The sequence below is a fragment of the Pleurocapsa minor HA4230-MV1 genome (genome assembly GCA_019359095.1).
In the GTDB taxonomy this organism is placed as follows: Bacteria; Cyanobacteriota; Cyanobacteriia; order Cyanobacteriales; family Xenococcaceae; genus Waterburya; species Waterburya minor.
The window spans coordinates 58,994-84,287 of record JAHHHZ010000024.1 but is presented as its reverse complement, the minus strand read 5'-3'; the positions used below and the strand labels follow the sequence as shown (position 1 = coordinate 84,287).

At 38.6% G+C, this 25,294-nt stretch carries 28 protein-coding genes, 1 pseudogene and 1 riboswitch; of the genes and pseudogenes, 16 read left to right on the top strand and 13 right to left on the bottom strand.

Features of this window, described 5'->3' with window-relative positions; all coding sequences use genetic code 11:
- The first annotated feature begins 85 nt into the window (after positions 1 to 85).
- A complete protein-coding gene (locus KME09_15720) occupies positions 86 to 661 on the top strand; it encodes a Uma2 family endonuclease (GenBank protein ID MBW4535383.1) in 576 nt (191 codons plus the stop codon).
- 87 nt (positions 662 to 748) lie between these two features.
- Here the strand turns inward: KME09_15720 and KME09_15715 are convergent, their stop codons facing one another.
- The gene (locus tag KME09_15715) at positions 749 to 2,470 is read right to left on the bottom strand and encodes a peptide ABC transporter substrate-binding protein (protein MBW4535382.1); all 1,722 of its coding nucleotides are present in this window, start codon (positions 2,468 to 2,470) and stop codon (positions 749 to 751) included.
- 347 nt (positions 2,471 to 2,817) lie between these two features.
- On the opposite strand from KME09_15715, the gene secD reads away from it, so the two are divergent.
- The 9 genes and pseudogenes from secD to KME09_15670 all read left to right on the top strand — a co-directional run bounded on the left by secD (position 2,818) and on the right by KME09_15670 (position 11,375).
- Complete coding sequence (secD, locus tag KME09_15710) at positions 2,818 to 4,260, top strand: protein translocase subunit SecD (protein ID MBW4535381.1); 1,443 nt, start codon at positions 2,818 to 2,820, stop codon at positions 4,258 to 4,260.
- On the top strand, positions 4,257 to 5,213 hold the full coding sequence (gene secF / locus KME09_15705) for a protein translocase subunit SecF (GenBank protein MBW4535380.1): 957 nt from the start codon (positions 4,257 to 4,259) through the stop codon (positions 5,211 to 5,213). Before secD ends, secF begins: the two co-directional genes overlap by 4 nt.
- Before the next feature lie 177 nt (positions 5,214 to 5,390).
- Positions 5,391 to 5,765, top strand: a complete 375-nt coding sequence (locus KME09_15700; GenBank protein ID MBW4535379.1) for a hypothetical protein — start codon at positions 5,391 to 5,393, stop codon at positions 5,763 to 5,765.
- An 88-nt stretch (positions 5,766 to 5,853) separates the two neighbouring features.
- Positions 5,854 to 6,069, top strand: a complete 216-nt coding sequence (locus KME09_15695; GenBank protein MBW4535378.1) for an acetyltransferase — start codon at positions 5,854 to 5,856, stop codon at positions 6,067 to 6,069.
- A gap of 192 nt (positions 6,070 to 6,261) precedes the next feature.
- Positions 6,262 to 6,615: pseudogene (locus tag KME09_15690) on the top strand (hemolysin XhlA family protein).
- A 979-nt stretch (positions 6,616 to 7,594) separates the two neighbouring features.
- A complete protein-coding gene (locus KME09_15685; GenBank protein MBW4535377.1) occupies positions 7,595 to 9,325 on the top strand; it encodes a hypothetical protein in 1,731 nt (576 codons plus the stop codon).
- A gap of 387 nt (positions 9,326 to 9,712) precedes the next feature.
- Positions 9,713 to 9,946, top strand: a complete 234-nt coding sequence (locus KME09_15680) for a hypothetical protein (GenBank protein ID MBW4535376.1) — start codon at positions 9,713 to 9,715, stop codon at positions 9,944 to 9,946.
- A 2-nt stretch (positions 9,947 to 9,948) separates the two neighbouring features.
- Positions 9,949 to 10,170, top strand: coding sequence for a DUF2283 domain-containing protein (locus KME09_15675; GenBank protein ID MBW4535375.1), 222 nt, complete (start codon positions 9,949 to 9,951; stop codon positions 10,168 to 10,170).
- An 878-nt stretch (positions 10,171 to 11,048) separates the two neighbouring features.
- A complete protein-coding gene (locus KME09_15670; GenBank protein MBW4535374.1) occupies positions 11,049 to 11,375 on the top strand; it encodes a DUF2488 family protein in 327 nt (108 codons plus the stop codon).
- A gap of 362 nt (positions 11,376 to 11,737) precedes the next feature.
- Here the strand turns inward: KME09_15670 and KME09_15665 are convergent, their stop codons facing one another.
- The 10 genes from KME09_15665 to KME09_15620 all read right to left on the bottom strand — a co-directional run bounded on the left by KME09_15665 (position 11,738) and on the right by KME09_15620 (position 18,423).
- Positions 11,738 to 12,601 carry a branched-chain amino acid ABC transporter permease gene (locus KME09_15665; GenBank protein MBW4535373.1) on the bottom strand — a complete coding sequence of 288 codons (864 nt, stop codon included), beginning with the start codon at positions 12,599 to 12,601 and terminating at the stop codon, positions 11,738 to 11,740.
- A 93-nt stretch (positions 12,602 to 12,694) separates the two neighbouring features.
- Positions 12,695 to 13,066, bottom strand: coding sequence for a hypothetical protein (locus KME09_15660; GenBank protein MBW4535372.1), 372 nt, complete (start codon positions 13,064 to 13,066; stop codon positions 12,695 to 12,697).
- Between the two features lie 161 nt (positions 13,067 to 13,227).
- Entirely contained in the window at positions 13,228 to 13,599 is a 372-nt protein-coding gene (gene speD, locus KME09_15655; GenBank protein ID MBW4535371.1) for an adenosylmethionine decarboxylase, read from the bottom strand.
- Between the two features lie 532 nt (positions 13,600 to 14,131).
- On the bottom strand, positions 14,132 to 14,794 hold the full coding sequence (locus KME09_15650) for a Na(+)/H(+) antiporter subunit B (protein ID MBW4535370.1): 663 nt from the start codon (positions 14,792 to 14,794) through the stop codon (positions 14,132 to 14,134).
- Positions 14,794 to 15,348, bottom strand: a complete 555-nt coding sequence (locus KME09_15645; GenBank protein MBW4535369.1) for a DUF4040 domain-containing protein — start codon at positions 15,346 to 15,348, stop codon at positions 14,794 to 14,796. Before KME09_15645 ends, KME09_15650 begins: the two co-directional genes overlap by 1 nt.
- The gene (locus tag KME09_15640) at positions 15,341 to 15,628 is read right to left on the bottom strand and encodes a monovalent cation/H(+) antiporter subunit G (GenBank protein MBW4535368.1); all 288 of its coding nucleotides are present in this window, start codon (positions 15,626 to 15,628) and stop codon (positions 15,341 to 15,343) included. Before KME09_15640 ends, KME09_15645 begins: the two co-directional genes overlap by 8 nt.
- Entirely contained in the window at positions 15,625 to 15,876 is a 252-nt protein-coding gene (locus KME09_15635) for a hypothetical protein (protein MBW4535367.1), read from the bottom strand. The genes KME09_15640 and KME09_15635 overlap by 4 nt, the downstream gene beginning before the upstream one ends.
- Before the next feature lie 362 nt (positions 15,877 to 16,238).
- A complete protein-coding gene (locus KME09_15630) occupies positions 16,239 to 16,640 on the bottom strand; it encodes a Na+/H+ antiporter subunit E (protein MBW4535366.1) in 402 nt (133 codons plus the stop codon).
- Complete coding sequence (locus KME09_15625) at positions 16,613 to 18,091, bottom strand: cation:proton antiporter (protein ID MBW4535365.1); 1,479 nt, start codon at positions 18,089 to 18,091, stop codon at positions 16,613 to 16,615. The genes KME09_15630 and KME09_15625 overlap by 28 nt, the downstream gene beginning before the upstream one ends.
- Positions 18,088 to 18,423 carry a cation:proton antiporter subunit C gene (locus tag KME09_15620; GenBank protein ID MBW4535364.1) on the bottom strand — a complete coding sequence of 112 codons (336 nt, stop codon included), beginning with the start codon at positions 18,421 to 18,423 and terminating at the stop codon, positions 18,088 to 18,090. Before KME09_15620 ends, KME09_15625 begins: the two co-directional genes overlap by 4 nt.
- Positions 18,424 to 18,896: 473 nt before the next feature.
- On the opposite strand from KME09_15620, the gene KME09_15615 reads away from it, so the two are divergent.
- Entirely contained in the window at positions 18,897 to 19,037 is a 141-nt protein-coding gene (locus KME09_15615; GenBank protein ID MBW4535363.1) for a high light inducible protein, read from the top strand.
- Positions 19,038 to 19,213: 176 nt separating this feature from the next.
- A riboswitch (cobalamin riboswitch) is annotated at positions 19,214 to 19,368 on the top strand.
- 32 nt (positions 19,369 to 19,400) lie between these two features.
- Positions 19,401 to 20,420, top strand: coding sequence for a sirohydrochlorin chelatase (locus KME09_15610; protein ID MBW4535362.1), 1,020 nt, complete (start codon positions 19,401 to 19,403; stop codon positions 20,418 to 20,420).
- Between the two features lie 60 nt (positions 20,421 to 20,480).
- On the opposite strand, the gene KME09_15605 is transcribed toward KME09_15610, so the two are convergent.
- Entirely contained in the window at positions 20,481 to 20,702 is a 222-nt protein-coding gene (locus tag KME09_15605; protein ID MBW4535361.1) for an HAD hydrolase-like protein, read from the bottom strand.
- 481 nt (positions 20,703 to 21,183) lie between these two features.
- Between KME09_15605 and KME09_15600 the strand changes: the two genes are divergently transcribed.
- Positions 21,184 to 21,573: a hypothetical protein gene (locus KME09_15600; protein MBW4535360.1), complete on the top strand. Its 390-nt coding sequence runs from the start codon at positions 21,184 to 21,186 to the stop codon at positions 21,571 to 21,573.
- 458 nt (positions 21,574 to 22,031) lie between these two features.
- Here KME09_15600 and xth read toward each other — a convergent pair whose 3' ends face one another.
- Positions 22,032 to 22,823 carry an exodeoxyribonuclease III gene (xth, locus tag KME09_15595; protein ID MBW4535359.1) on the bottom strand — a complete coding sequence of 264 codons (792 nt, stop codon included), beginning with the start codon at positions 22,821 to 22,823 and terminating at the stop codon, positions 22,032 to 22,034.
- Between the two features lie 47 nt (positions 22,824 to 22,870).
- Between xth and KME09_15590 the strand changes: the two genes are divergently transcribed.
- From KME09_15590 to KME09_15580, 3 genes are all read left to right on the top strand, one after another.
- Entirely contained in the window at positions 22,871 to 23,296 is a 426-nt protein-coding gene (locus KME09_15590; protein ID MBW4535358.1) for a gamma-glutamylcyclotransferase, read from the top strand.
- Between the two features lie 81 nt (positions 23,297 to 23,377).
- A complete protein-coding gene (locus KME09_15585) occupies positions 23,378 to 24,172 on the top strand; it encodes a biotin transporter BioY (protein MBW4535357.1) in 795 nt (264 codons plus the stop codon).
- 91 nt (positions 24,173 to 24,263) lie between these two features.
- The gene (locus KME09_15580) at positions 24,264 to 25,124 is read left to right on the top strand and encodes a peptidase C39 bacteriocin processing (protein MBW4535356.1); all 861 of its coding nucleotides are present in this window, start codon (positions 24,264 to 24,266) and stop codon (positions 25,122 to 25,124) included.
- Positions 25,125 to 25,294 lie beyond the last annotated feature (170 nt).

Below are 25,294 nucleotides of genomic sequence, written 5' to 3'. Positions count from 1 at the left end.
CAAGCTAAGACGGGACACTCTCTCTTTGGAGTTGGGAATTATAATTACTTCTAATTTAATTTTGTTTTTTGAGCGGATAAAAAAGATGTCTATTGCTATCAATCTTAAAACTTTTACAGATAAAATAAGCGATCGCGATTTTGAAAGACTATGTGCTGATAATCCCGAAACCAAGTTTGAAACCACAAAAGATGGAAAATTGATTGTTATGCCTCCCACAGGAAGTCTTACAGGACAAAAAAATGCCGATTTAATCTATCAAGTTCAAGCTTGGAATCGTCAAACTAAATTGGGAGAAGTGTTTGATTCTTCTACAGGTTTTAAACTATCTAATGGTGCTGTACGATCTCCTGATGTCAGTTGGATTGCTATTAAAAGATGGAATAGTCTAGATGCTCAACAACAACAGAAATTTGCTCCAATCGATCCTGATTTCGTGATTGAACTCATGTCACCTACTGATGATTTAGACGAACTACAACAAAAAATGACAGAATATATGAGTTGTGGCGTTAAATTAGGTTGGCTAATTAATCGTGCCGATAAGCAAGTTGAGATTTATAAAATAGGACAAAAAAGAGAAATTTTAAACAACCCTCAAAGCTTATTTGGAGAAGAATTGATGCCAGGGTTGATTGTTGATTTATCGAGAATATTATAAGCTAGCAAGTTCAATTCTCGTCATCTTAGCTATAGCTATATTTAAACGAAAAAATTTCGGTCTGACCTATTTCCTATTTCCTATTTCCTATTTCCCACTTCTTTTCCAGTTCATAATATCCCAAGTTTGCATATCCCAAGCTGTAGGCTGATAACCTGTCAAACTATTACCAAAAGCCATCACGTCTGCTCGATGGACTAACGGAATAACTGCTACATCTTTAATTAAAAGATCGTTCATGGCAATAAACAACTGCTGGCGCTTTTTAGGGTCTAATTCTTGACTTGCCGATTGCCACTGTTTGTCATATTCAGGATTACAATAGCGCGAATTATTATCTCCAGACCAGTTATTTGCCTGTTGGGGAATTTGGGAGCAGGTCATAAAATTCATATAAGCAGTAGGATCGGGACTAGTGTTACCTGTAAAATACATTTGCAAGTCAGCATAAAAATGCTCCACCGTATCGTTATTACTAGGGTCACTGGAAAAATAAACACCAGGGTCAATACTTTTTAGTTCAACTCCTACCCCAATCGACTGTAACCCTTGTTTAACAACTGCTTGGGTTTTCTGGCGCAACGGGTTAACTGAAGTTTGAAATACCATCTCCATCTCAGTGCCATTTTTATCGCGAGTTCCATTGCCGTTAGTATCTTTCCAGCCTGCTTGGTCTAATAACTGTTTAGCTTGTTCTAGATCGTATTTATAGCTAGTGTTAGTTGAAGCATATTCTGGTGGGGCGACTAAAAAATTAGCGGTGGCTTTACCCGTAACGCCATATAACTTCTGAGCAATAGTATCGCGATCGATCGCCAATTCTAAAGCTTGACGGACAGAGCGATCGCTTAAAAACGGATGGGGGAAATCAACGCTAGAACGTTCTCCCGAAGGAGCTACTTTGTTAGGATCGCTATGATTAATCACAATCCGCTCCATCAGAGCGCCATAATTAGAGACTACTTTTCCCTGTCCTGCTGCGGCTAATTCATCTAATACGGGAGCTTCTACCTGGAGGTTATAGGCAAAGTCCGCATCTCCTGTCTGTAGCACGGCTCTGGCTGCGGAGGTAGCATCCCCACCACCTTTGAGTTCAATCTTTTCAAAACCTAATTGTCCTGCTTGACGAAACTCAGGGTTTGGCTCGTAAGTCACTGTATCCCCTGGTCGAAAATCAACGACACGATAGGCTCCCGTTCCTATAGGTTTAAGATTGCCTGGTGCTGATCGAGCATTCTCCCCATTAAAAGGTGCATAAATATGCTGAGGTAGAATCATCCCTTCTCCGCCAACAAATACTAACGACCAAGCAGGGTTTACCTCTTTAAAATTGACTTTTACCGTGTAGTCATCGATCGCCTCAACACTTTTGACCACCTCATAAGTTCCCGCCGAAGTCGCTCCTACCTTGGGATTACTGAGAAACTTATAGGTAAAAACTACATCTTTGGCTGTAAAAGGTTTACCGTCAGACCACTTGACATTCTGCTTCAGCTTCCAGGTAACAGATTTACCATCCGCAGCAACTCCGTTATTTTTCGTGGGTATTGAGGCAGCTAAAAAAGGAATTAATTTACCTTGATTATCAAAGCTAGCCAATGGCTCAAGGGTAATACGAGCAGCTTCCGCATCCTTAAATCCTGTGGAGAGATGAGGATTCAAAATTGTTGGTGCTTGCCAATAAAGTAATTTTAAAGTGCTGTCTTGACTGGTGTTTGTGCTATTTGTACTATTGCTGTTACAGGCGGCAATGGCAAGAGTTAAACCTATTGAGACTAAAAATTTAGCTAAAAACTTGTTAGCAACCACTTACTATTCCTCAAACCAGTGTTGACTATGGATAATACTCGATCTTATCTAGGTTCGCAAACTAAGCATCACCTTGTAACTCGCGATCAATCCTTGCTGGCGTTCTCCAGCTCTAGTAAATCAGTTATAAATCTATAGCTATAGCACTACGCAAAAATATTGAGACTTTTCCTACTTCCTATTTCCTATTTCCTATTTCCTACTTGATTCATTAGCCTGTTTTTCACTTGACAATCTAAAGTAGTAGACTGAATTAATTGTATTAATAGTCATAACATCAGTTCTCAGTAATACAAACGTCATATAAAAACTTACGTATATTTATATACTACGGCAGGTGATAGTAAATGCAGAAACAAAGAGCCTACATTATTCTAATTTTGGCATTAGTCGCAGCAGCGATCGCCATTCTTTTAACCATTCCACCCCAGCTAGGACTTGACCTAAGAGGTGGCGCTCAGTTAACTATTCAGGTTAACCCAACCAAAGAAAACCCCAACGTCAAGCCAACGATCAAAGATGTTGAGGCAGTACAAAGAGTCTTAGAAAATCGGATCAACGAGTTTGGTGTTTCCGAAACCACGGTACAAACTATCGGCGAAGACAAAATTTTGATCCAGATACCAGGGGAAAGCCAGCCTGAAGAAGCAGAAAGACGCTTAAAAGGAACGGCTAAATTAGAGTTTAAACAGCAAAAACAAGGCACAGAAGGGGAATTTATAGCCGAGAATCAAGTCAAGCAGCAAAAGACTTCAGCATTGGCTATTTTGACCCAGGGAGAGCTAGCAAAGGCAAATCAAGAGAAGATAGCCGAAGTAAAACAATCACTGGAAGAATCAAATAAAGCGATCGCCAGCCTATTTGAATCCGTCGGTTTAACAGGGACAAATCTAACTGATGCTCGCCCGCAACCTGATGCAACGGGTAATCGTTGGGAAGTCGCTATTAACTTTAATGATGCTGGGGGTAAGAAATTTGCCGAGTTAACCAAAAACTTGGCGGGGACTGGTCGGAGTATTGGTATTTTCCTGGATGACGATCTCCTCAGCGCTCCCGTAGTTGGGCCTGAGTTTGCCGATACAGGAATTGCTGGTGGTCGTGCCGTCATTACAGGCAACTTTGACCTTGAAGGAGCAAAAGATCTTGCGATCCAAATTAAAGGCGGTTCTTTACCCTTCCCCGTATCTGTGGTGGAAAATCGTACCGTTGGGGCAACTCTGGGGCAAGATAGTATCCGTCAGAGCATTATTGCAGGTAGTGTCGGCTTGTTCTTGGTCTTAGTCTTTATGGTGGCTTACTATCGTCTGCCAGGAGCAATTGCTGATGTTGCTCTGATTGTTTATGGTTTGCTCACCATGGCTTGTTATGCCCTCATCGGGGTTACTTTGACTCTACCTGGAATTGCTGGCTTTATTCTCAGTATTGGAATGGCAGTAGATGCTAATGTGCTAATTTTTGAACGTACCAGAGAAGAAATAAAGGCAGGTAAAACCCTCTATAAGTCGATCGAATCAGGTTTCTTTCGGGCATTTTCGAGTATTTTAGACAGTAATGTCACTACAGCGATCGCCTGTCTGGCTTTGTTATGGCTAGGTTCGGGTCTGGTTAAAGGTTTTGCCATCACTCTCTTGATTGGAGTCGTGGTTAGTATGTTTACCGCCATTACCTGTAGCCGTACTCTAATGTTATTAGTAGTGTTAAGCAACAAGAAAATCCGTCAAAAACCAGAATTATTCTGCCCAAATATTAATTCAGTCCCTAGCAATCAGTCATCAGTAATTAATTCATGAAATTTAGAGTCACTCAAAAACGAAACTTATGGTGGGCAATTTCGGCAATAGCAATGGTCGCCAGCATTGCCGCTATGATTTTTTCCTTTGCTACCTTGGGTACACCACTCCGCCCTAGTCTCGACTTTGTCGGTGGTACTCGTATCCAAATTGCCCGTGATTGTTCCATCGCCAATAATTGTGACCAGCCTATAGATGCAGCGCAGGTACGAGAAGTACTAAATGAGCAAGGATTAGGCAACGGTACAATTCAGCTAATAGGGGAGGATCAACAGATTCTTTCTGTAAGGACAGAAAATCTTGATACCGAGCGTCGTGAGGAATTATTAAATTCTTTAACCGATCTCATCGGTGCATTTGATAGTAAAACCCTTCAGATCGATTCTGTGGGGCCAACTGTTGGTGAAGAACTGTTTGTTTCGGGAATATTAGCCTTATTAGTTTCTTTCTTTGGCATTATTGTCTATTTAAGTATTCGCTTCCAGTTCGATTATGCCCTGTTTGCGATTTTGGCATTGTTTCATGATGTACTAATTACGGCAGGGGTATTTTCTGTGTTGGGTTTAACGATGGGTGTCGAAGTAGATAGTTTATTCCTCGTGTCACTGCTAACTATTGTCGGTTTCTCGGTTAACGACACTGTCGTAATTTACGATCGCATCCGCGAAAACATGGCAGCTAGTCCTGAGAATACAGTTAATCAAGTAGTTGACGATGCCGTTACTCAAACCCTAGGGCGATCGATTAACACCACCCTGACTACTTTGCTACCATTGCTGGGTATATTTTTCTTTGGCGGGCAAACCCTGAAATATTTTGCTTTGGCTTTAATTGTAGGCTTTGTTCTCGGTGCATATTCCAGTATCTTTGTTGCCAGTACTCTGTTGGCTTGGTGGCGTAACCGTAAAAGCAACCAGCCTATCGCAATTGCTGACACGACCGCATCGGAATAATGACAATTTAGGAAATAGGAGGTAGGAAGTAGGAAATAGGAAATAGGAAATAGGAAATAGGAAATAGGAAATAGGGAGATAATACGATTATTGCCCCAAGTCCCCAAGTCCCCAAGTCCCCAAGTCCACAAGCGTTAACCAAACAACACTGCCACATATCTTATCTAACAAGACACAGTGACTAACAATCAATCTGATTTTAAACAACAGGTAGCTAAACTCCATCGTCTGACAGTATATGGTCGCTGGTTATTTGTTTTGGTTAGTTGGCTAACGCTCGGAATCTATGCTCTCTGGCAGCTTAAGTCAGAGATTGCCCTCTGGTTTGACTATTTCACTTGGGCAGCCGTTTATTATGGATTTCATTTTAATTTAATTCCAACTCTCTGCTTGGCTTTTTGTGTCGCTACGACTGTCTCTGTTTTAATTTGGCAAAGTCGCAATATTATCTGGGGACTACCTGCTAGCGAACAACGTCAGCTAGCAAGGCAAGTCAAGAGCATTCAGGCTAAGGGGAAAAAACACCCCCTGTGGCAATGGATCAATAAATAAGCCTGTAGTTAGATGAAAACAACCCCCAATTGGTAATACTTTTGAATAGTAAAAGATTTAATTAATAAACATAAGTAGGGAGTTGCTAATGCTATTAAAAAGCAAAGAGGATGATGGATTGGTGGAGATTAACGAAGTAAGCGATCTGATCGATCCTTTTAAAGAAGAAGTGATGGTGCAGATTCAAGAAGGGCAGAATGAACAGCCTCCTGAACCCGTCAAGAAATCTGATTTGGTTTTTCCTTCAGGAGAAGCTCTTCCACTATGCTGGCTAGATAGCAACTATAAGTTAAAAAGTAATTAAACGGATTTTTTAATTATCTTTAGCATTTCTAATTGATATACAAGCGCTGTTAACCGATTAAATTAACAGCGCTTTTTTGATGATTTTATGTTAAATTTTAGGGTTTACTTAGCGATCGCTAAACTGCTATAATTATTCATAATAAAAGCGAGTAATTTTGAATAATAAATAGAAAGGCTCTAAAGTATAAGAATGAGCAACATACAGATAGAATCCGACCTTAAAGAAATTCTCAATAAGTTGGATCAAAAACTAGACAATATTGACAAGAAGTTTGAGCAAAAGCTCGATCACATCGATCACAAGTTTGAGCAAAAGTTCGATCATCTTCAGAAAGACGTTACTGATATAAATCTGAGATTAACCAAGGTAGAGACTAAACTTGACAGCACAGTAGAAGATATCAAGGAAATTAAAGGTTCACAGAAAGCACAGATATGCGACGCGAAGCTAGTCCTTTAGGGGACGTTGATTGGAGTTTTGATTACTGCCGTTGGTGGTTTCTTGGTAGCAGTAGGGCGATCGCTTTTCTCTTTCAATCCTTAATCCAGCAACGCGAAAATATTTAAAATTCAAGGTTTACTCAGCGATCGCTGGTATGTTATAATTTTTTTTATAATGGGAGTGGTGACTTCAATGCATAGGTCCAAATGCTTCCATTATGAAAATCTTAATTTTAATTAAACCACGTTTGGCGATCGCTAGTCAATAGATTATTTTTTTCAGTACAAAAAAACTATTTTTCTTAACCTAGTAGGGCGCTCTGTTTTGTCCTTCAATCCTTAATGCTGAATAGGCGATCGCAAAGCTACGGATAATGCGCTCACCAACCAACAGTTCATTTTTATTATTCCTAAATCAGCAACGCAAAAATATTTAAAATTCTGAGTTTACTCAGCGATCGCTGTTGTGGTATTATTTTTTTATGATGGGAGTGGTGACTTCGATACATAGCTCCAAATGTTCCCATTATGAAAATCTTAATTTCAATTAAACCACGTTTGGCGATCGCCAGTCAATAAATTATTTTTTCAGTACAAAAAAACCAATTTATAGTCATTTCAATATTTTATATCAAGTAAGAATAATCACTTTAAATCAGGTTACTCCCTAATCCCCCAATTCCCTAATTCCCCAAATCAAAATATTTAACTATTCAAACGTACTTGATTTTACGTATATTTATCTAGAAAATAAACCTAATTATTTATAGATAAAAACTAACCAATACATAATAATTACAGTTATTAATTACAAGCGATCGCCTTAAGTGTGGTCGCTTTTTTTTGAGCATTACATTCTGCATTTTATAACCTTCTTCATCGCAAATTCGTCAAAGACAATCAGTAAACATGATTGCTTTGCAATAAAAAGCTAAATAAGTTCAGTATTTTCAAGAGTTTACGTTGCCTATTCATCACGGTTATTGTTGATTCACTGGCAGAAAAAGTCTGACAAACATAGAAAACATTCAAATTAACTAATACACAAACTATTTATTTAGAAACGAAGGAATTCAATTCAAATGCTTAAATTTATTAATCTTAAAAAACTTAATTCAACTACTCTTTTAGGTGTTTTAACGGCAAGCTTCTTAGCAGCAAGTCAAGCCTTTATTGCTTCTAGCGCATCAGCAGGAACACCACTTAGTGCTAAAGAAACTTTTTCAGGTAAAGTAAACTACACAGTTACAGGTGGTACATTAAGAAGCAATCCAGATTCAATAAATCCGTGTAGTTTAAATTCCACTTCTACAGCACAACTATCTGGAATCCCTAGTAATGCAACTGTTAAAAAAGCCTATCTTTATTGGGGTGGTTCAGGTTCTACTGTAGATAGAACAGTAACCTTAGATGGAACATCATTAACAGCAGATCAGACTTACACAGATACGTACTCAACATATAGTTTTTTCCAAGGTGTAAAAGACGTGACAAGCGCGGTTGCCAATAAAAGAAATGGCAGTTATCAGTTTAAAGATTTATCGGTAAATACTTCCTCAACTTATTGTGGATCTAGCGCTGTTTTATCTGCATGGTCTTTGATTGTAATTTATGAAGATCCTTCTATCCCACGTGATAAATTAAACACTATTAAATTATACGAAGGCTTTAAAGCATCAAGAAATGAGAGTGTTAACTATACTCTTGGTGGAATTCAAGTTGCCAATAACCCAGTGGCCAAATTCACAATGTTACTTTGGGAGGGCGATGCATCTCTAGGTGGAGTTAATGAAAAATTAGGGTTCAATAATAATACTTTAATCGATTTACTGAACCCAATTACTAACCAGTTCAATTCTTCGATTAATACTCTCGGTTTATCAACTACTTATGGCGTAGATTTAGATACTTTTAATGTTTCTAGTTATGTAACTCCTGGACAAACTTCAGTCACAGGGACTGTATCTACCAACGATGATTTAGTACTTCAAAGTGCTGCTTTAATTATGGTAACTGACACCTTGGCAAATGAATCTCCTTCTGCACAACCAGATACGATTACTACAGATGAAGATACAACAGGAACTTATAACTTGATTAGAGGTAATCCTGCAAACAATAATGGTAGAGATACCGATCCAGAAGGAGATGCTTTAACAGTAACTAAGTTTAATGTTGGAGGTACAGAATATACTTTTGATAGTTCGACTACTAGCCGTCAGGTTACTATGGCCTCTGGTGCATTACTGACAGTTAAAAGTAATGGTGATATTATTTATAATCCTAACGGTAAATTTGAATCACTAAATCCAGGTCAAACTGGGCAGAATCCCGAGCAATTCACTTATACTGTTAGCGATTCTAAGAGTACAAGCACTGCTACTGCAACAGTAAACATTAATGGTGTTGCTGACGATCCTGTTGCTGTAAATGATACGGCTACTACAGATGAAAATACTGCCACATCGATTTTTGTTCTTGGAAATGATAGCGATCCTAATACTGCCAAAGAAAATTTAACTATAACTAAAATTGGTAGTTCAGCAATTAGTGTTGGAAGTCCAGTTACACTTCCTTTGGGTGCAACAGTTGAGCTTATTCTAAACCCAAATTCGTCAGAATATAGTAGTAAAGGAAAATATATTTTGAAATACGATCCAAGACCTAGTGCTTCTTTAAATCTTCTTAACAATGGACAGCAGGCTACTCCTCCACAAACCTTTACTTACACAGTAAGCGACCCTGAAAGCAATACTGGTCAAGGTACTGTAACTGTTACCGTAAATGGTATTACAGATACTTATTCCGACTAACTTTAACTAGTTTAACTTTAGTAGGTTTTTAAAGCGATCGCACTTACTAAATGCGATCGCTTTTTTATTTGAATTGATGTTAAAGCGATCTCATTAATAATTTTCCTGACAGGCGATCATTTTGACTAATTAATCGGTATAGTTCTAATAATTAAAGTTAATACACTTAGGGCTTTTTTATTTGATGTAGTGATAAGGCGATCGCTTTTCTGTTTGAATTGATGTTAAGGCGATCGTTTATACCACAAGGGTATAATGTCCTTTAGGGCTTTTTTATTTGATGTAGTGATAAGGCGCTCGCAAAAGCGATTCCTTTTATAAACCAATCCCAGAAAGCGATCGGCAAGAAGATAAGATAGATAATTCAAAGGAATAAGGAAAATTATTTTGAAAACAACTCGTTATTTTGAGGAGCAAGTATTAGTAAAAAGACCTTATATCAAGCGAGAATGGTGTCAAAAAGCAATTAAAGAGTTGGTCAAAAAGGAAATACAAACCGATGGACGAATTCGTCACTGGATATACATTACCGAACTGAGTAAATATCTTAGAGTCGTTACCCTAGAAGATGGGGAAACAATACATAATGCTTTTCCAGACCGAAATTTTAAGAACCAATAACTATGAAATTTAATTACTATCCCGAAACAGACTCACTTTATATTAGCTTGAATGAAAAACCTAGCACAGACTCTCAGGAAGTCTCTTCTAGCATTGTACTTGACTTTGATAGTGAGGGTAATTTAGTTGGTATTGACATAAACCATGCTAGTCAGGTTGTCGATCTAACTCGTCTCGAAGCAGAAGCTTTACCAATTAATTCTATTGCATTAGCTAAAAAGTAAGTAATTAGAGCGATCGCGTAATCGCTTTTTTGTTTGATGTGGTGATAATGCGATCTCCTTAATAATTTTTCTGACAGGCGATCGCAACAGACATTTTGATTAGTAGCAATCGCCCTAGAAAAGCGATCGCTTTCTATAAAAGAATAGTCATTTTTTATCAGGATTAGAATAGTACTATTATTTCAATCACGAATAAAGAGAAACGGAAAGCGATTGATAACGTCTAAGCAAGCATTAAGAGCTTGTATTCTCTGCCAATTTTCAACCTTAAAAGGTTGCCAATTAGGGTTTTTCGATACCAAAACGCAGCTTACAGAAGAGCAAAAAGCTAAATTAGCAATTCTTGCGGATGAAGATATTGACTACTCCGATATTCCTGCACTTGATGGGAATCGGTAGGATAGCAGCTAGTTTTTCTATCTGAATGTTTCTGTAGCTTTGTAAGAGCAATATTAGTATTCTTAGAGTTGCATATTGTCTAGGAGTTAATCTTTGGGAAATACATTTGTGATAATATTCAGGCAACATTTTGAGGGCGTAATTCTGGGGTCTCCCCAGAATGTTGACCGCCCGAATTTTAATCAGAGGGTCTTCTCAATTATCTCGACCCTCTTTTTTTACCATCCCACCGTTATCTTTAACTGTTCATCTTGCCTTCGCTCGCTTTGTCACCCCGTGAGGTGATTATCTTTATCTTTGATCGGTTGGCTTAATTTATTGCAATGTTTCCCTACCGTCTTATATCCTGAATATGAAACAATAAACATAGGTCACACTACTTACGACTGTTGTTACAACTGTTGCCATCAGCTATTAAGAGTAAGTAAAAGTATCCACAAAAATTTAGTAAATACTTGTTCACCATTACGAAATCGATTATGACTACCTACTATTATGTTGCTGCTAGCCAAAAGTTTTTATTGGAAGAAGAACCTTTTGAAGAGGTAATCGAAGAAAGAATTCGTAATTATAAGGAAAGAAATCAGGAAATCGATTTTTGGTTTATTAAGCAGCCTGCTTTTTTGTCAGCACCAGAAATGGCTGAGGTAAAAACAGCAATTCCCCAACCTTCAGCAGCAGTTGTTACCACTAATAAGCAGTTGGCTACTTGGTTGAAGTTAAGATTGGAATACGTCTTGTCAGGAGAGTTTGAAGCACCTTCCGAAGGCATTCCTGAGCCATTAGCTACCCTGGAAATTGCTTAGATTCACTTACAGCAGTTTTCAATTGAGTAGACACATTAATTTATTGAAGTAATGAGTAATGGGTAACGACGAGTAACGAGTAATGAGTAATGAGTAATGAGTAATGAGTAATGAGTAATGAGTAATGAGTAATGGGTAATGGGCATTGGTGACAAGTTAAGATAATCTGATGCTAGTCAACTACTACAGATGGTGTGATGTTAATGAACTAAAACTAAATATCGATGTGTTTGATTTTATAGGCGATCACCCTTTAAGCAGGAAAAGTTGCTCGACAATATCTTAAATACTTAAAGCTTAGAGCTTATAGCTTAAAACCAGTTGACAAACATCGTAGTCCCTTAACTTGTCACGAATAGTCTTTACCTTTTAAAGAGTCCTTGAGGGCGTACTAAAAGAATTACGATCATAATTGCTAAGGCAACTCCTAGCTTGTATTCCGAACCCAATAGAGGGACGCTTAACTCTTGGGCAATACCAATAATAAATGCTCCTGCGATCGCACCATAGACATTACCAATTCCCCCCAAAATTACCGCAGCAAACATAGGCAAAATTAGAAACCAGCCCATATTAGGACGCACCACGGCAATTAGACCATACATCGCCCCAGCAAAAGCGGTTAGCGTCCCTGTAATCACCCAAGTCCATAAAACAATGCGCTCAACATTTATACCTGAAACCCTTGCCAAGTCAATGTTATCAGATACGGCTCGCATGGCTTTGCCAATTTTAGTGTTTTTGAGGATCAGATGGAGAGCAACGATCGCAGCGATCGCTAATCCCACAACAACTAAGCGATAATAGGCAATCCTCAAATCCCCAAACTCCAAAGCGCGGACTACAGGTAAGAGATATTGCTGATTACTACCACCGTAAATTAGCAAAATTCCATTGCGTAAAAATAGAGCTAGTCCGATGGAAATAATGATCAAGGTAGTATCACTAGCACGGCGATCGCGCATGGGTTTCCAAAGCAAATATTCGGCAATCAACATGGCAACAATTGTTCCTGCTGCTGCGATTAACATGGAAAGCCAGATATTTAACCCGCTATCATTGACCAACCAGGTTAGATAAGCTCCCAAGGTCATAAAGTCACCATGAGCGAAATTAGAAAGCTTGAGGATGCCATAGGTAAGAGTTAAACCAATAGCAGCTAAGGCAAGAATACTACCAATAGCTATGCCGTTAATTAGAAGCTGGGGATCTAGGAAGTCAGACATTAATCTTGTGAAATGAGTAATCGCTTTCGGTTGTAAATTAGCTTAACTATCCTCAAACGGCATCTAAATTAATTTGAGCTTCAGGAAATTTATTTAGTCACATTCGTCATTGTTATGCTTTTCATAATGAACGCATTCGTCACAAGGGCCTTCAGGGTTGATGGCACAGCGGATATAGGGCGAGTGAGCATTATTGATACAGGTAGTGTCACCAATAAAATATTTTGTTACTGGTCTACGGCGATCTGCTTGCAGATACGAATCATTACTATAGCTATAAGAATCACGATTTCGCCCATCTCGATAGCCATAGTGATAAGCATTTAAGTTTTGAGCGCGTCTTAACCTTGCTTGCCACCGCTTCTTAGCTTTTTGAAATACGAATAAATAGACTAAGGACGGTAATACACTTAAAACCAGGATAAGAGCTAGCTTGATGACAAAATCGGTAGAAATATTAGCCATATTGAGCTAGATAAATATTGTGGAGGGCTAGTTTGATCACTTTACAACCCATTATCCCTGCTTAACCACATCTAGCTCAATTAATTAGGGGATAATTTTATATTTCTTCGTCGTCAATTTTAATTTTTGTTTTGGGTAATTTGACATGGTTATTTATGGTACTAGCCTCCCCTAGATGAAATTGTATTGAGTGATGCTGGAATGAAACCGCGTTGCAATTCTTGGATTTTGACCTGTCTTGCTTTCAACGCGCGTTGTAAAACCTTTGCTGCCATTTCTGGTTGACCTGCGCCACAAAAGAACAAGTCAGCAGCAAAATAACCATGCTCTGGCCAGGTATGAATTGCAATATGAGACTCTGCCAGAGTAGCCGTAGCCGTAACACCATGAGGACTGAATTGATGAACGCACATGTCAATCAAAGTTGCCTTACCCACAGTAATCGCTTCAATCAATGCTTCACGTATCGCTTCGGGATCGTTGAGTAATTCAGCCGGTGCTTGCCAAGCGTCTATGACCAGATGAGTCCCCATTTGTTCCATTCTTTTAACCTTTATCAATTAACTTAGTACTTAAATGAATTGTTTACAATGAAAATCTTGCCAGATTTATTATGCTAGATATTTGTGTAAAGTGTCTTGTTTTTAACAAAATTGAGTAATTTAATTAGCACCAACACCCGCTCTATCTTAATTAGGTCTTTAGTTAGATGCATTCCTGACACAGGTGATTTAATGACCCAAACACTTCATCAGTAAGGTTCTTGGTTCAAGGCGATCGCCATTACTAGTAGCAACATTAAGAAAATTAGTATATTTAGACAAAAAATCCTTGAGTAATCCTGCACGAATTCTTACTCAAGGTGAATAATTATTTATAGCTTTAAGCTAGAGGTTTCAAGCTATAAGCAATTGGATTAGACCATTTGGCAAAGTTTTTAACATTAAGAATTAAAGTACATAAAAATATCTTAACAGGGGTAGAGCTTAGAGCTTATAGCTGCGGACGCTACCGCGTCCCAGTCGTCTTACGACGATCTGCGCTACGCGCTGCGCTTATAGCTAGTTAAAGTAATCCTCGATAGCGAGTAAAAAGTAAAATTGCTGCCCAAGAGCCTAATGCTACTTTAACTGCCACTAAAATATTTAACAGAGGAATAATACCACCGCTAAACAATGAACCTAATTCTCCATAGGGTAACTCCCACCCAATCAAAGTAATGACAGCCAAGACAATGAAGATGAGTACCGAAATTTTCTCCCAGGTAACAGCATGATATTTTTCATAGATCCCTTCCATCCATTCAGTAGATGAAGTGATCGCAATCAAGCCGATCGCCGTACCTCCTGCTACCCCCGCAGCAAAACCACCACCAGGACTAAGATGTCCGCGAATTGCCAGTTCAATACTTACCAGGGCAGCAATAGTTGCCCCCAGGCGTGCGAGAATCATCGAAGGGCGATCGCTAAATTGAACCACAGTTTCTATGGGTGTTTCGTTTGCCAGAAGAAACTTGACTCCTAAAATGGCGATCGTAAACACTACGACTTCAAAGATTGTGTCATAAAGGCGGTTGCGGAAAATAATTCCCGATACGACATTGCTGACACCAGTATCTTCGACGATGGATTCGACGATGGATATTCCTGCTAATTCTGCTGTGGGGTTGGGAATAACAATCATCTTGATAAATAAGGCGATGCCAGCGAGAATATAAGCCCATTTCATTATTGATGCTCCTGATTTGCTATGGGTACATAAGTCAAAGTTGTTTCGGGCGCTGTTAATTCTTGCTGCATAATTTCAAATAAACGATGTACTCTGATTGCCGTTTGATATTTTGCCTCTGAGTTAGGTTCAGGCTGTTGTTCGATACAGGTGGCGTGAATTTCTTGACTAACTAATGCCTGTTTTAAAGATTTATGATCGGGATATTCAATTAGTTCTAAACGTAGATAATATTTATTGAGGGCTTTTTTCAAGTTAGTTACTAGTTCTGTAAAGTAACTTTCTGGTGCTGAAGCATCTTGCTTAATTATTCCCAGACGCATGACTAGAGAAGAACGCACGGCAATTAGATAAAGCGTAACTGCCAACATTGTGCCAACTAAAGCTTCAGTTAAAGCCACATCCGCAGCACCTAAAATCACATAGCTTAATGCAGCGATCGCTCCGACAATGGCTCGCATCACTAAAGCGTAATAGGGATTTACCTGAGATACCAACATTAAAGATGTTAATGGCAGTAAAGCAACAATTATATAAACGTATTTATCAATCATGTTCCCTTGTTAGTTGTCGATCGCTAGAACAATATGCCAAGACGTAACCCAGCACTGTATTCCAGATTGCTAGGCTGATAATTGCTAAAAGTAAGAAAGACCATTCACTGGGTACTTTGATTAGTAATCCTGCTAAAATCGCCATTGAACCAAGAGTATCGGCAACCGAAAGGCTGTGAAGCTTAAATAAAACTGATTTATTGCCAATTAAAGGCAAAGTTCCCCAAACCCAAAAGATCATCCCGATTACTATCAAACTGTAACTAAAAATATTAATCATGCTCTGTTTAACCTTTTAATTAAATGCGCCATCAACATCAATCCTGCATTGCCCACGCTGAGGATAATCACCGCTACCACGCCAATTGACCAATCATCTCTTAAAACCGAAATGAACAGCATTATAATTGAGGTTTTGCTGGCAATACTGGCAACCGCCAACATTTTTTGCCAAATATCATCATTGTGCCAAGCTTCATAAATGGGTATTAATAAAGCTAAAATCATGGCAATTAAAATTGAATCCATTTTTTCAATTTGCTCAAGTGCTAAATATATTAGATTTAAATTTATTTTGGTTTTTAGCTTAAATTTTGCTTAAGACATACTAGTTTTTACTCTGGTTGAAAATGTTCATAAGGTAACATTTTGATGTCGCTAAAATGCTTTGAGTGAATGATATAAGCCTCAATAAGAGCAGCTTTTTTATAAGTCAATTTTTTTGATTATTTAGCAACAATCAATTTTAGAGCTATTTGTGCTTTGCTCAAGGGCTATTTATCAAGTATAAAATGTTCATTGACGAACATTTTCAAAGTAAAAATTATAATCATGTAGATAATATTTTTTGTTAATTATTAGCTTTAAAATGCACATTACTAAATTATTTCTTAACTATTATTTCGTCTTTTTTTAGCAACTTGATGTACTTCATACCAACCTCGTTCGTCATATTTGGTAACAATAGTTTTAGGGGTAAAGGTAATCAGAAAAATATCGAGAAAAATTAATCCTGGCGTGCGATTAGGTTTGACTCTTTCTCGGACAATATCTTCTCGCTCGTGGGGACGCAGCATAATTTGAATTGCTTCAAGATATGCCTGGGGTATTGCTTTGATAATTTTCCATAATACCTCTAGCCAATCCTTGATTTTTTCTGGGGAGGTTTTACTCTGGGGTAATAAAAGAGCGATCGCCAAACCGATGGAAAAATTAAGTAACCCAAAATTATTGGTCAGCAACAACCAAATTGTGAGTCGTAAAATTACGTTAAATATTGTGTTTGTGTCCATACGATCCAGAAAAGTAGGATTAACATCAAGCTCATTACCCCTGTTAAATGATCGAACTGCTCAAAATGGCGGGGTAGTTTGATGACTAGTTTTTTAAAGATTAAAAGATATGCCAGCCAACCTAAAGCGATGGTTGCTAAAGGCTTAATTGTATTGGTGATGCTGTAAGCTTCATAATAAAATACGTTAGCTGCCACTAAACCTCCGAGTAAAATAACCATCGCCCACCAAAACCCAGGTTGAAGTTCTTTTTCCTCCAGCTTGCTTTCTTCTACTTGTCGGTGAAAGTTTTTATGTGGTAAAAAAATAAATTTAGCAAAGGAAATCGCCGTACCTAGGGCAGCAATATTCATCGCGATCGCCTGCCAGGGGAGTAAATTTTTACTAGTTAAGATCTTGGCACCAAAACCAGACAGTAACGGAAAACCAGAGATGGAAAAACTGGCGATCGCTAAAACCAGCCAAATCTTGTTCTCAATTGGTTGCTGCTGTAATTGTTTGAAGTTACGACTAGGTAAAACACCTGCAATCAGAAATAGTGCGGATTTGACTAAACCGTGAGTCAGAGCATAAAACCCGCCAACCACAGGCGCAGCCAAAACAAAACCCAACTGGGAAATCGTGTGAAATGCTAACATCCGCTTGGTATCTTTTTCCAATACCGCAAAACCTACTCCAAAAAGTGCTGTAGCTACCCCAAAAAAGCGCACGATCGGATCGATTTCTTCGAGCATTAAGGCACAACGCACCAGCGGAAATACCCCTGCCTTAACTACCACTCCCGAAAGTAGAGCTGATACTGGGCTTTCTGATTCGGAATGGGTTAGGGGCAACCATAAGCCAGACACAAAAATTCCCCCTTTAACTAGTAATCCGAGAAAAATAAGCGCCACAGCTTCTGGGGGAGAACCTTGTAAACCCGCATAGTTAAAACTATGATGTGCTTGATATACCAACACCGCTCCCACCAGATAAAATAGCATGGCTACATTACTGGTAAATAAATAGCGTAAACCAACCCAAATTGCTGCATCTGTTCGAGGATAAGCAATCAAGAGAAATGAAGCAATACTGATTACTTCTAACGCCACATATAAACTAATAAAATCTGCACAAATAAAAACAGCGTTAACGCTGCCATGAAGAATAATTAGCTGCATGTAAAAGAAGGCGGTTTTACCAGTTTGCCAACAGTAAACAATCACTGCTGCTGTTACCAAAGCATTGGTTAAGATAAAAAAGCCACTTAAGCGATCGACGGTTAAAGTAACGCCAAAATTATCTACTAACTGAATATTTAAAGGCGATCGCTCGAGAAATATTAGCACGGCATAAGCAGCGGAAACTACAGCCATGCCTAATGCTAAAAGGCGATCTAGCTTAGGTAACAGATAAATCACAAACCCGATCAAAAAAGACAAAGCTAGCCAGGCGATCGTTATATTGCTCATGGCGTATTATTTTCCTCGATCGCGCTAGTTTCTAAAGTAGGGTTATTTTTTGCTAGCTTCATCACCCCCACCAGCATTAAAGCCTGAATCGAAAACCCAATGACAATCGCCGTTAAAATAATCGCTTGAGGTACAGGATCGGCATAAGTAACCTGCTCTCTATTGCCAACAATCGGCGTAAATAAGCCACTACGGGAAGCTACCACAATATAGTAGGCGATCACTCCTGTACTCATAATGTCCATTGAAATGATCTTCATCACTAGATTTTGCTTAAAAATGATGCCAAAAAAACCACATAAAACAGTAGCGAATACTAAAGCTTCTAACATTTTCCAACAACCAATCTAAAACAACTGCAACTAGCTAAATAGCATTTTTAAGTAAAAAAAGCATCGGAAATATTAGTGCAATACGAAAGATAAATTTAGAAGCGAATTCTAATGCTTTTTGATTAGAGGTATCTATGTTGTTGGTGCTAAATTCGCTCATATTGGGTATTAAAAAAACTGCCGTAAAAGCATAAGCAATGAAACACAACCAAACTAGAGTATTTTGACCTGAGAATAAGTAATTCATGATGCTTCCTAGAAAATAGACTTAAATCTATGAATATTTGTTTTCCATAGTTAAGATACTATGCTAAAAGTTAAAAAAAAACAAGTCCAAATATATTTGCACTGGCTTTGACTTAAACAGATTTTGAAGATTTTGAATTTTATTACAGTTTTGTATGTCAACTTACATTAATAAAAATTTACTTGCGTTAATATATATTCATACTTACTAACGCAGGTAAAAACTCATGGAACCAGAAAATAAGTTTGGCTTTACTAAATTTGCAGAAGATTGGAATGGTCGTTTAGCTATGTTAGGTTTCGTTACTGCTATGGCAGTGGAATACTTTACTGGGAACGGCATTCTGGGTCAGCTAGGGATTATGTAAGGTCTTGCCTTCTTGATTGTTTTAAATCATAAATTGCACTCATCAATTCCATAAATATTAAGTAATAAGAGAGTTTGGTTCGACAGATCATTTAGATCATTGTCAGATCGAACTCTCTACTTATTTAAACTAAAGCTAAGTTTTGCTCAAAGCGCGTTCTATCTAAGCTAATCTTGCTAGGGTAGGTATTGTTCGGTTCTAATTAGCAACATCTATTTAGAAGTAATGGGGAAAGTTTGGTGCAAGTCCAACGCTGTCCCGCAACTGTGATGAGGTAGCGCCAGCAGATTATCTCTTAGTCAGGATGCCCGCCGATCTAATCGCCATAGTTAGCTAAATTAAATCTGCGAGGTACAGATATTCATGGTCAATGCTTTAGTTCAAACCAACTCTAATTCCCTACAATTACCGCCCTTACCCTATCAAAGACCTTTACTCGCCATCGGTCACGGTACTAGAAACGATCGCGGCAGACAAACCTTCATTGATTTTGTGGAGACTTACCAAAAGTTAGACACTTCTCGTCCTGTAATTCCCTGTTTTCTAGAATTAACTGAACCCACAATTGAGGAGGGTGTTAAAGCTTGTGTCGAACGAGGCTATACAGACATTACAGCGCTGCCCATTTTATTATTTGCTGCCAGACATAATAAGTTTGATGTTACCAACGAACTAGATCGAGCGCGATCGCCCTATCCGCAAATTAACTTTAGTTATGGTCGTCATTTTGGGATTACACCGAAGATTATTAACCTCTGGCGCGATCGCTTGGCAGAATTAGATCAGCCAGAACATAATCCGCGTAATATTGACCGTGCAGATACTGTACTACTGTTTGTAGGTCGAGGTTCTAGCGATCCTGATGCCAATGGTGATGTCTGCAAACTAGCCCGCATTATGTGGGAAGGTAGTGGCTATAAAACAGTAGAAACTTGCTTTATTGGTATTACCCATCCCCGTCTAGAAGAAGGTTTCCATCGAGCATATCTATATCAGGCAAAACGAGTAATTGTGCTGCCCTATTTCTTGTTTACTGGCACATTGATGGAAAAGATCCAAAATCTTACTGCTCAACAAGAAGAACAACATCCTGAAATCGATTTTGCTTGTTTACCAGAAATGGGTATTGCTACTCAGTTGCTACAGGTGTTTCGGGAAAGGGAAATAGAAGCGCAGTTGGGTCAAGTAGCCATGAACTGCGAAATGTGTAAATTTCGCCTAGCAGCAGTAGATGAACACGGACATGGACACGGACATGGACACGGACACGGACACGAACATGGACACGGACACGAACATGGACACGGACATCACCATCATCATGCTAGCGATCCCTACGCTAAGTTAGAAGATTATCATCAACGTATTTGGCAAGCACCGTAAATACATAATGTAGGGGCGAATGGTGACGCGGAACTAATCCTTTAGGGTCATTCGCCCCGATCAACCCTGATTTAAAATATTAATTAACTGGCTCATATTTTCAATGGTGTATTGAGGTTGGAAATCTAGTTTCGGTGATTGCGATTGAACGACTTCCACAGTTGGCGATCGCTTTTGATAATAACAAAAATCAATTCCTGCATTAATTGCACCTTGATAATCGTGAGTAATTGAGTCACCGACGAACAGGGTTTTCGCTGAGGTTACCGCCAACTCCGTCAAGGCAAGATTAAAGATCTCTGGTAATGTTCTTTAATTGTTGCTTGAGCTAAATCTACATTTTGCAAGGCGATCGCTTCATAGACTTATCGATGTTCTAAGGGGATTTCTAATACTTGAGGATTAGGTTTTGTAGTTTGGACTTTTAGAAGTGACATTTTAATCAAAAACCTGTTCCAGCAAAATTATAGTCATACGTAAAAACGTTAGGACATTCTTGAAATACTACTACCTAAATATTAGTGCAATACGAAAGATAAATTTAAAAGCGAATTTCAGTGCTTTTTGATTAGAGTTATCTATATTGTTGCTGGTAAATTCGCTCATATTAGGTAGTAAAAAATTAGGTAGTAAAAAAACTACAGATGTACTAGGGTTTATTAGAGTTTTTGCCTTTTTTGGTAAGGTAATCAATTAGACAATGCTTCAAGTCAATGTTAGATAAGCTTGATCCTGAATCTCAGTCAAAAAATATCTTAACTAAATGAAATTGTTGACTAAGTATTTTTATCAACTCAAATTAGATAAAGCAATTCTCTGGTGTTATTTGATTTGGTATTTTGTAATCGTTGGTTTTTATTTCGATCCTTCACCGAAAATATGGATTAATGCAATTGGAATTAGTGCTGTAATTGGTACTGGTTTGATTTTGAGTGTTTCTTCCCAAAAAATTGGGTTCAAAGATCCTTGGCAGACATTGAGGCTATATCTGATGCCGTTTTGCGTTTCAAGTTTTTCGGCGTTGATCAAAGGACAAGGATTTATTGTCGTAATATCACCACAAATTCAAGAAAATATGGTGGCAGTATTTTGTTGCGCTATCTTTGTATTAATTGTTGTGTTAATCAAATCAATTAACAAAGAAAAATTTTAGTTATTTAAATTAAAGCTAAGTTTTGCTCAACGTACTCTCTATCTGGTCTAATCTTGCTAGTGTAGGTATTGTTCGGTTCTAATTAGCAACATCTATTTAGAAGTAATCGGGAAAGTTTGGTACAAGTCCAACACTGTCCCGCAACTGTGATGAGGTATTGCCAGCAGAAACTTTAGTTATGGTCGTCATTTTGGGATTACGCCGAAGATTATTGACCTCTGGCGCGATCGCTTTATAGACTTGTCGATGTTCTAAATTGATAATCTATTTAGGTGTTGGTAAAGGCGTAATGTTTATAAAATATTTTGTTCCCCTACCAAACAGTAAAAATTAACTAAAAGCTACAGCCCCTTCGGGGCAAGCGCGCTTCGCGCTTGGGGCTTACGCCCCGTGCTTATAGCTTATAGCTGCGAGCAGTAATCCTTTGTATAGCATTAGTTAATCAGCAACGCCTCTATTTAAAATACCACCACTACTGGGGCGTGATCGCTGGGTTTTTCTAGCTTCCTGGGTTCAACATCAATCCAGCATTTAATCGCTTGTTGATAGAGCTTCTCTGTAAGATAGTGATGATCGATGCGCCAACCGCGATTACGCGCAAAACCACCAGAACGATAATCCCACCAGCTATATTGTTCTGGCTCATTGGTAAACTTGCGAAAAGCATCCTGAAAACCTAATGCCAATACCTGGTTTAACGCCTCTCTTTCCAGCGCAGAAGACATGATATGTTGGTCTCTCCCTTTGTTTGTGTAGATATCTTTATCTTCTAAGGCAATATTAAAATCACCACAGACACAAATTTCTAGTTTTTGAGCCTGCAACTTTTGGAGATATGTGCGCAGCATCTTGAGCCATGCCAGCTTATATAAATATTTGTCACTGGCGATCGCAGAACCGTTAGGCACATAGAGATTAACGATCCTGACCCCATCAATCACCCCACTAATCACCCGCTTTTGTAAATCGAGATCCCCTACCTCACCGACTATTTCGCCGACTATGGGACTAAAACCACAGCTAACATCCGTCAGTGGATTTAAACTTAAAAGAGCTACGCCATTATAGGATTTTTGACCTGAAATATAGATGTTGTAACCCAAATCCTCAAAAGGCGATCGCGGAAATTCGTGATCTTGAACTTTGGTTTCCTGGAGACAGAGTACATCTACCTGATGTTGCTGTAGCCAATCTGTAACGATTTGCAAACGAGTCCGAATTGAATTAACGTTCCAAGTAGCTACTTTCAATTGATCAAATCCTAGTTGTTAACAATTAAACAAATTATCATTATCCAATGAAATCTGAATCATCAACCTGTGATGTTTTTGTCTATGGCACGCTTAAACCTGGGGAGGCGAACTTTTCTGCCTATTGTGAGGGCAAAGTAATTGCTCAAACTCCTGCCTACACCTGGGGCGATTTATATGTTCTACCTGTAGGCTATCCTGCGATAACGGAAGGAAACAGCAAAGTTCAAGGGATGCTCTTGTCTTTTAACGATGCTCAGATCTTAGATAGTTTGGATAGATTAGAAGATTATCAGCCACAAAGGGCAGCCCATCTTAACGAATATTATCGTGCTTCTGTTACAGTGTACAGTCTTGACGATCGCCCCATCAATCAAGTCTGGGCATACTATATGACCCTAGCGAAAGTTAAACAGTATCAGGGTATTAAACTCAATTCGACTAGCTGGACGAGCAAATTACAAACTACATGACTGGATAAGTTCCAGAAATAATTAATCCACAAATAATTAATCCACAGCTAAACTGGATCATGCTCACAACCTTCCTTGTCTATGTCCAACTTGAAAGAATTACCCAAACCCAATTCTGAGATTAACGACTATGAGTGGGGAATTACTCCGCCTCCTGTTAAATCAACTATCAATCAGCTTCAGCAGCTACTACAGCAAAAACAACAGCATCTAGACAAATTACAGCAAGAAAATAAGTGGTTGCGCAATCAGCTTGAAATCACTCTAGATAAGCCAAATCGTCCCCATGTGCCTCCGTTACCAGAAGTAATGCTGTGGACGGCTATTGGCGTTATTTTAACGGCTGCTGGCACTTTTATTCCCGCCTCTAGTTTTGCTGCGCCTTGGTCATGGTGGGGAAGCGGATTTGGCATACAAACTTTAGGAGTAAGCTATCAGGTTGGAGCAGTCTTGCTGACGGCTTGCTTGGGAGGCAAAAATGCAGCTATGCTGTCCCAAATTATTTATATTTTATTAGGTCTTTTGGGTCTGCCGATATTCGATCGCGGTGGTGGTGCGATTTATCTGCAACAACCCCACTTTGGCTATCTACTGGGATTTGTGGTTGGTGCTTGGCTTTGTGGCTGGCTGGCGTTTCAAAGTCTGGCTAAGTTTGCCACCCTAATTGCTAGCTGTATGGTAGGTTTGATTGCGATTCATTTAGTTGGTGTTTTTTATCTGACGGTAATGTATTTTATTACTGGTTTGGGAGCAGAAATCAATTCTTTAATGCAGGCGATCGCAATTTATTCTCTCCAGCCTCTTCCTGGACAAATAGCTGTCGTCTGTGCCACCAGTTTAATTGCCTTTGTCATGCGCAAAATTATGTTTACCTAAATTTTGAGGATCACTGACATTACTAACTAAGCTTTCCATACTGGAATTAGACCCTCAAAGCAGAGTTACTTCAAGTACCTGTAAGTTATTTATGATTAGTTTAGTTTTGGTATCTGTCTTGGCTTTCGGTGGTGGCTGTATCTTGGGTAAGAATCTAGCTGCCAAGGGAATTACTTCTGATAATGCGCTGAAAAATTATCAAAAGCCTTTATTGTACTTATTATTAGCGATCGCGCCTTTTTTGGGTAGCTTAATCCTACTGGATAAGTTTCATCTTGCCCCTTTGCTCCCCAAGATCTTTCCACCTATGCTCTTGATTTATCTGGCGGGTTATTTTAATGAAATTTTGCTCGGTTTAGGCTGTTTTTTCCTAGGATTGCTGGTTTTCTTAGAATTATCGGGTAAACGCTCCCGACAAAAAATTTTTCAATTACTAGTGGCTACAGGTGCGATCGCCTTTGCTCTAAGTATCTTACTGTTTTTTCTCCGACCAGTACAAGCTTTAGTTGCTCAGCCAAAAATTATTGCTGGAATTGTGATGCAGACGACTCCCTATACCTGCGCTCCTGCTAGTATTGCTACTTTGGCTAGATATACGCAAAAATATCCTCACCTGACTGAAAAAGAAGCAGTCAAGTTAACCAAAACTAATCGCTTTGGCACAACTACCTTAGCGGAAATCAGAGCCTTAAAAAATCTAGATCTTAATCCCCAGTATCGTCATAATCTAACTGTTAATGATTTAATCACGTTAGGTCAACCCGCTTTAATGCATGTTAAGGAAAAAAGTAAAACAGGTAAAGGAGTAAGATTTTCTCATGCTGTTGCCTATTTAGCAGTTGATCGTACCAAAAAATTAGTTTTAATCGGCAATCCTCTTTATGGTCTACAGATCAAAACTTTTGCTGAGCTAGATCAATACTGGTTTGGAGAAGCAATAACCTTAAATTAGATGAGCAGATCTTACAACTATTATTTTTAACCTAATTGCCAAAAAGCATGATGCTAAATCATAATTTTGCTTAAACCTCTAACAAAAGTTTAATTTTAAATACTTAAATAATTTTTTAGATCTACAACTAACTATAGGTGTTGTGCTAAAGATTATTGTTCATTATGAAC

Bases quoted from the DNA above. Each gene is read 5' to 3' on its own strand.
- KME09_15665 (MBW4535373.1), bottom strand. From the start codon at position 12,601: ATGTCTGACTTCCTAGATCCCCAGCTTCTAATTAACGGCATAGCTATT.
- KME09_15580 (MBW4535356.1), top strand. From the start codon at position 24,264: ATGATTAGTTTAGTTTTGGTATCTGTCTTGGCTTTCGGTGGTGGCTGT.
- speD (MBW4535371.1), bottom strand. From the start codon at position 13,599: ATGGGGACTCATCTGGTCATAGACGCTTGGCAAGCACCGGCTGAATTA.
- KME09_15610 (MBW4535362.1), top strand. From the start codon at position 19,401: ATGGTCAATGCTTTAGTTCAAACCAACTCTAATTCCCTACAATTACCG.
- KME09_15685 (MBW4535377.1), top strand. From the start codon at position 7,595: ATGCTTAAATTTATTAATCTTAAAAAACTTAATTCAACTACTCTTTTA.
- secF (MBW4535380.1), top strand. From the start codon at position 4,257: ATGAAATTTAGAGTCACTCAAAAACGAAACTTATGGTGGGCAATTTCG.
- KME09_15620 (MBW4535364.1), bottom strand. From the start codon at position 18,423: ATGTTAGAAGCTTTAGTATTCGCTACTGTTTTATGTGGTTTTTTTGGC.
- secD (MBW4535381.1), top strand. From the start codon at position 2,818: ATGCAGAAACAAAGAGCCTACATTATTCTAATTTTGGCATTAGTCGCA.
- KME09_15670 (MBW4535374.1), top strand. From the start codon at position 11,049: ATGACTACCTACTATTATGTTGCTGCTAGCCAAAAGTTTTTATTGGAA.
- KME09_15660 (MBW4535372.1), bottom strand. From the start codon at position 13,066: ATGGCTAATATTTCTACCGATTTTGTCATCAAGCTAGCTCTTATCCTG.
- KME09_15585 (MBW4535357.1), top strand. From the start codon at position 23,378: ATGTCCAACTTGAAAGAATTACCCAAACCCAATTCTGAGATTAACGAC.
- KME09_15720 (MBW4535383.1), top strand. From the start codon at position 86: ATGTCTATTGCTATCAATCTTAAAACTTTTACAGATAAAATAAGCGAT.
- KME09_15675 (MBW4535375.1), top strand. From the start codon at position 9,949: ATGAAATTTAATTACTATCCCGAAACAGACTCACTTTATATTAGCTTG.
- KME09_15650 (MBW4535370.1), bottom strand. From the start codon at position 14,794: ATGAAATGGGCTTATATTCTCGCTGGCATCGCCTTATTTATCAAGATG.
- KME09_15625 (MBW4535365.1), bottom strand. From the start codon at position 18,091: ATGAGCAATATAACGATCGCCTGGCTAGCTTTGTCTTTTTTGATCGGG.
- KME09_15640 (MBW4535368.1), bottom strand. From the start codon at position 15,628: ATGATTAATATTTTTAGTTACAGTTTGATAGTAATCGGGATGATCTTT.
- KME09_15590 (MBW4535358.1), top strand. From the start codon at position 22,871: ATGAAATCTGAATCATCAACCTGTGATGTTTTTGTCTATGGCACGCTT.
- KME09_15630 (MBW4535366.1), bottom strand. From the start codon at position 16,640: ATGGACACAAACACAATATTTAACGTAATTTTACGACTCACAATTTGG.
- KME09_15615 (MBW4535363.1), top strand. From the start codon at position 18,897: ATGGAACCAGAAAATAAGTTTGGCTTTACTAAATTTGCAGAAGATTGG.
- KME09_15635 (MBW4535367.1), bottom strand. From the start codon at position 15,876: ATGGATTCAATTTTAATTGCCATGATTTTAGCTTTATTAATACCCATT.
- KME09_15695 (MBW4535378.1), top strand. From the start codon at position 5,854: ATGCTATTAAAAAGCAAAGAGGATGATGGATTGGTGGAGATTAACGAA.
- KME09_15645 (MBW4535369.1), bottom strand. From the start codon at position 15,348: ATGATTGATAAATACGTTTATATAATTGTTGCTTTACTGCCATTAACA.
- KME09_15600 (MBW4535360.1), top strand. From the start codon at position 21,184: ATGAAATTGTTGACTAAGTATTTTTATCAACTCAAATTAGATAAAGCA.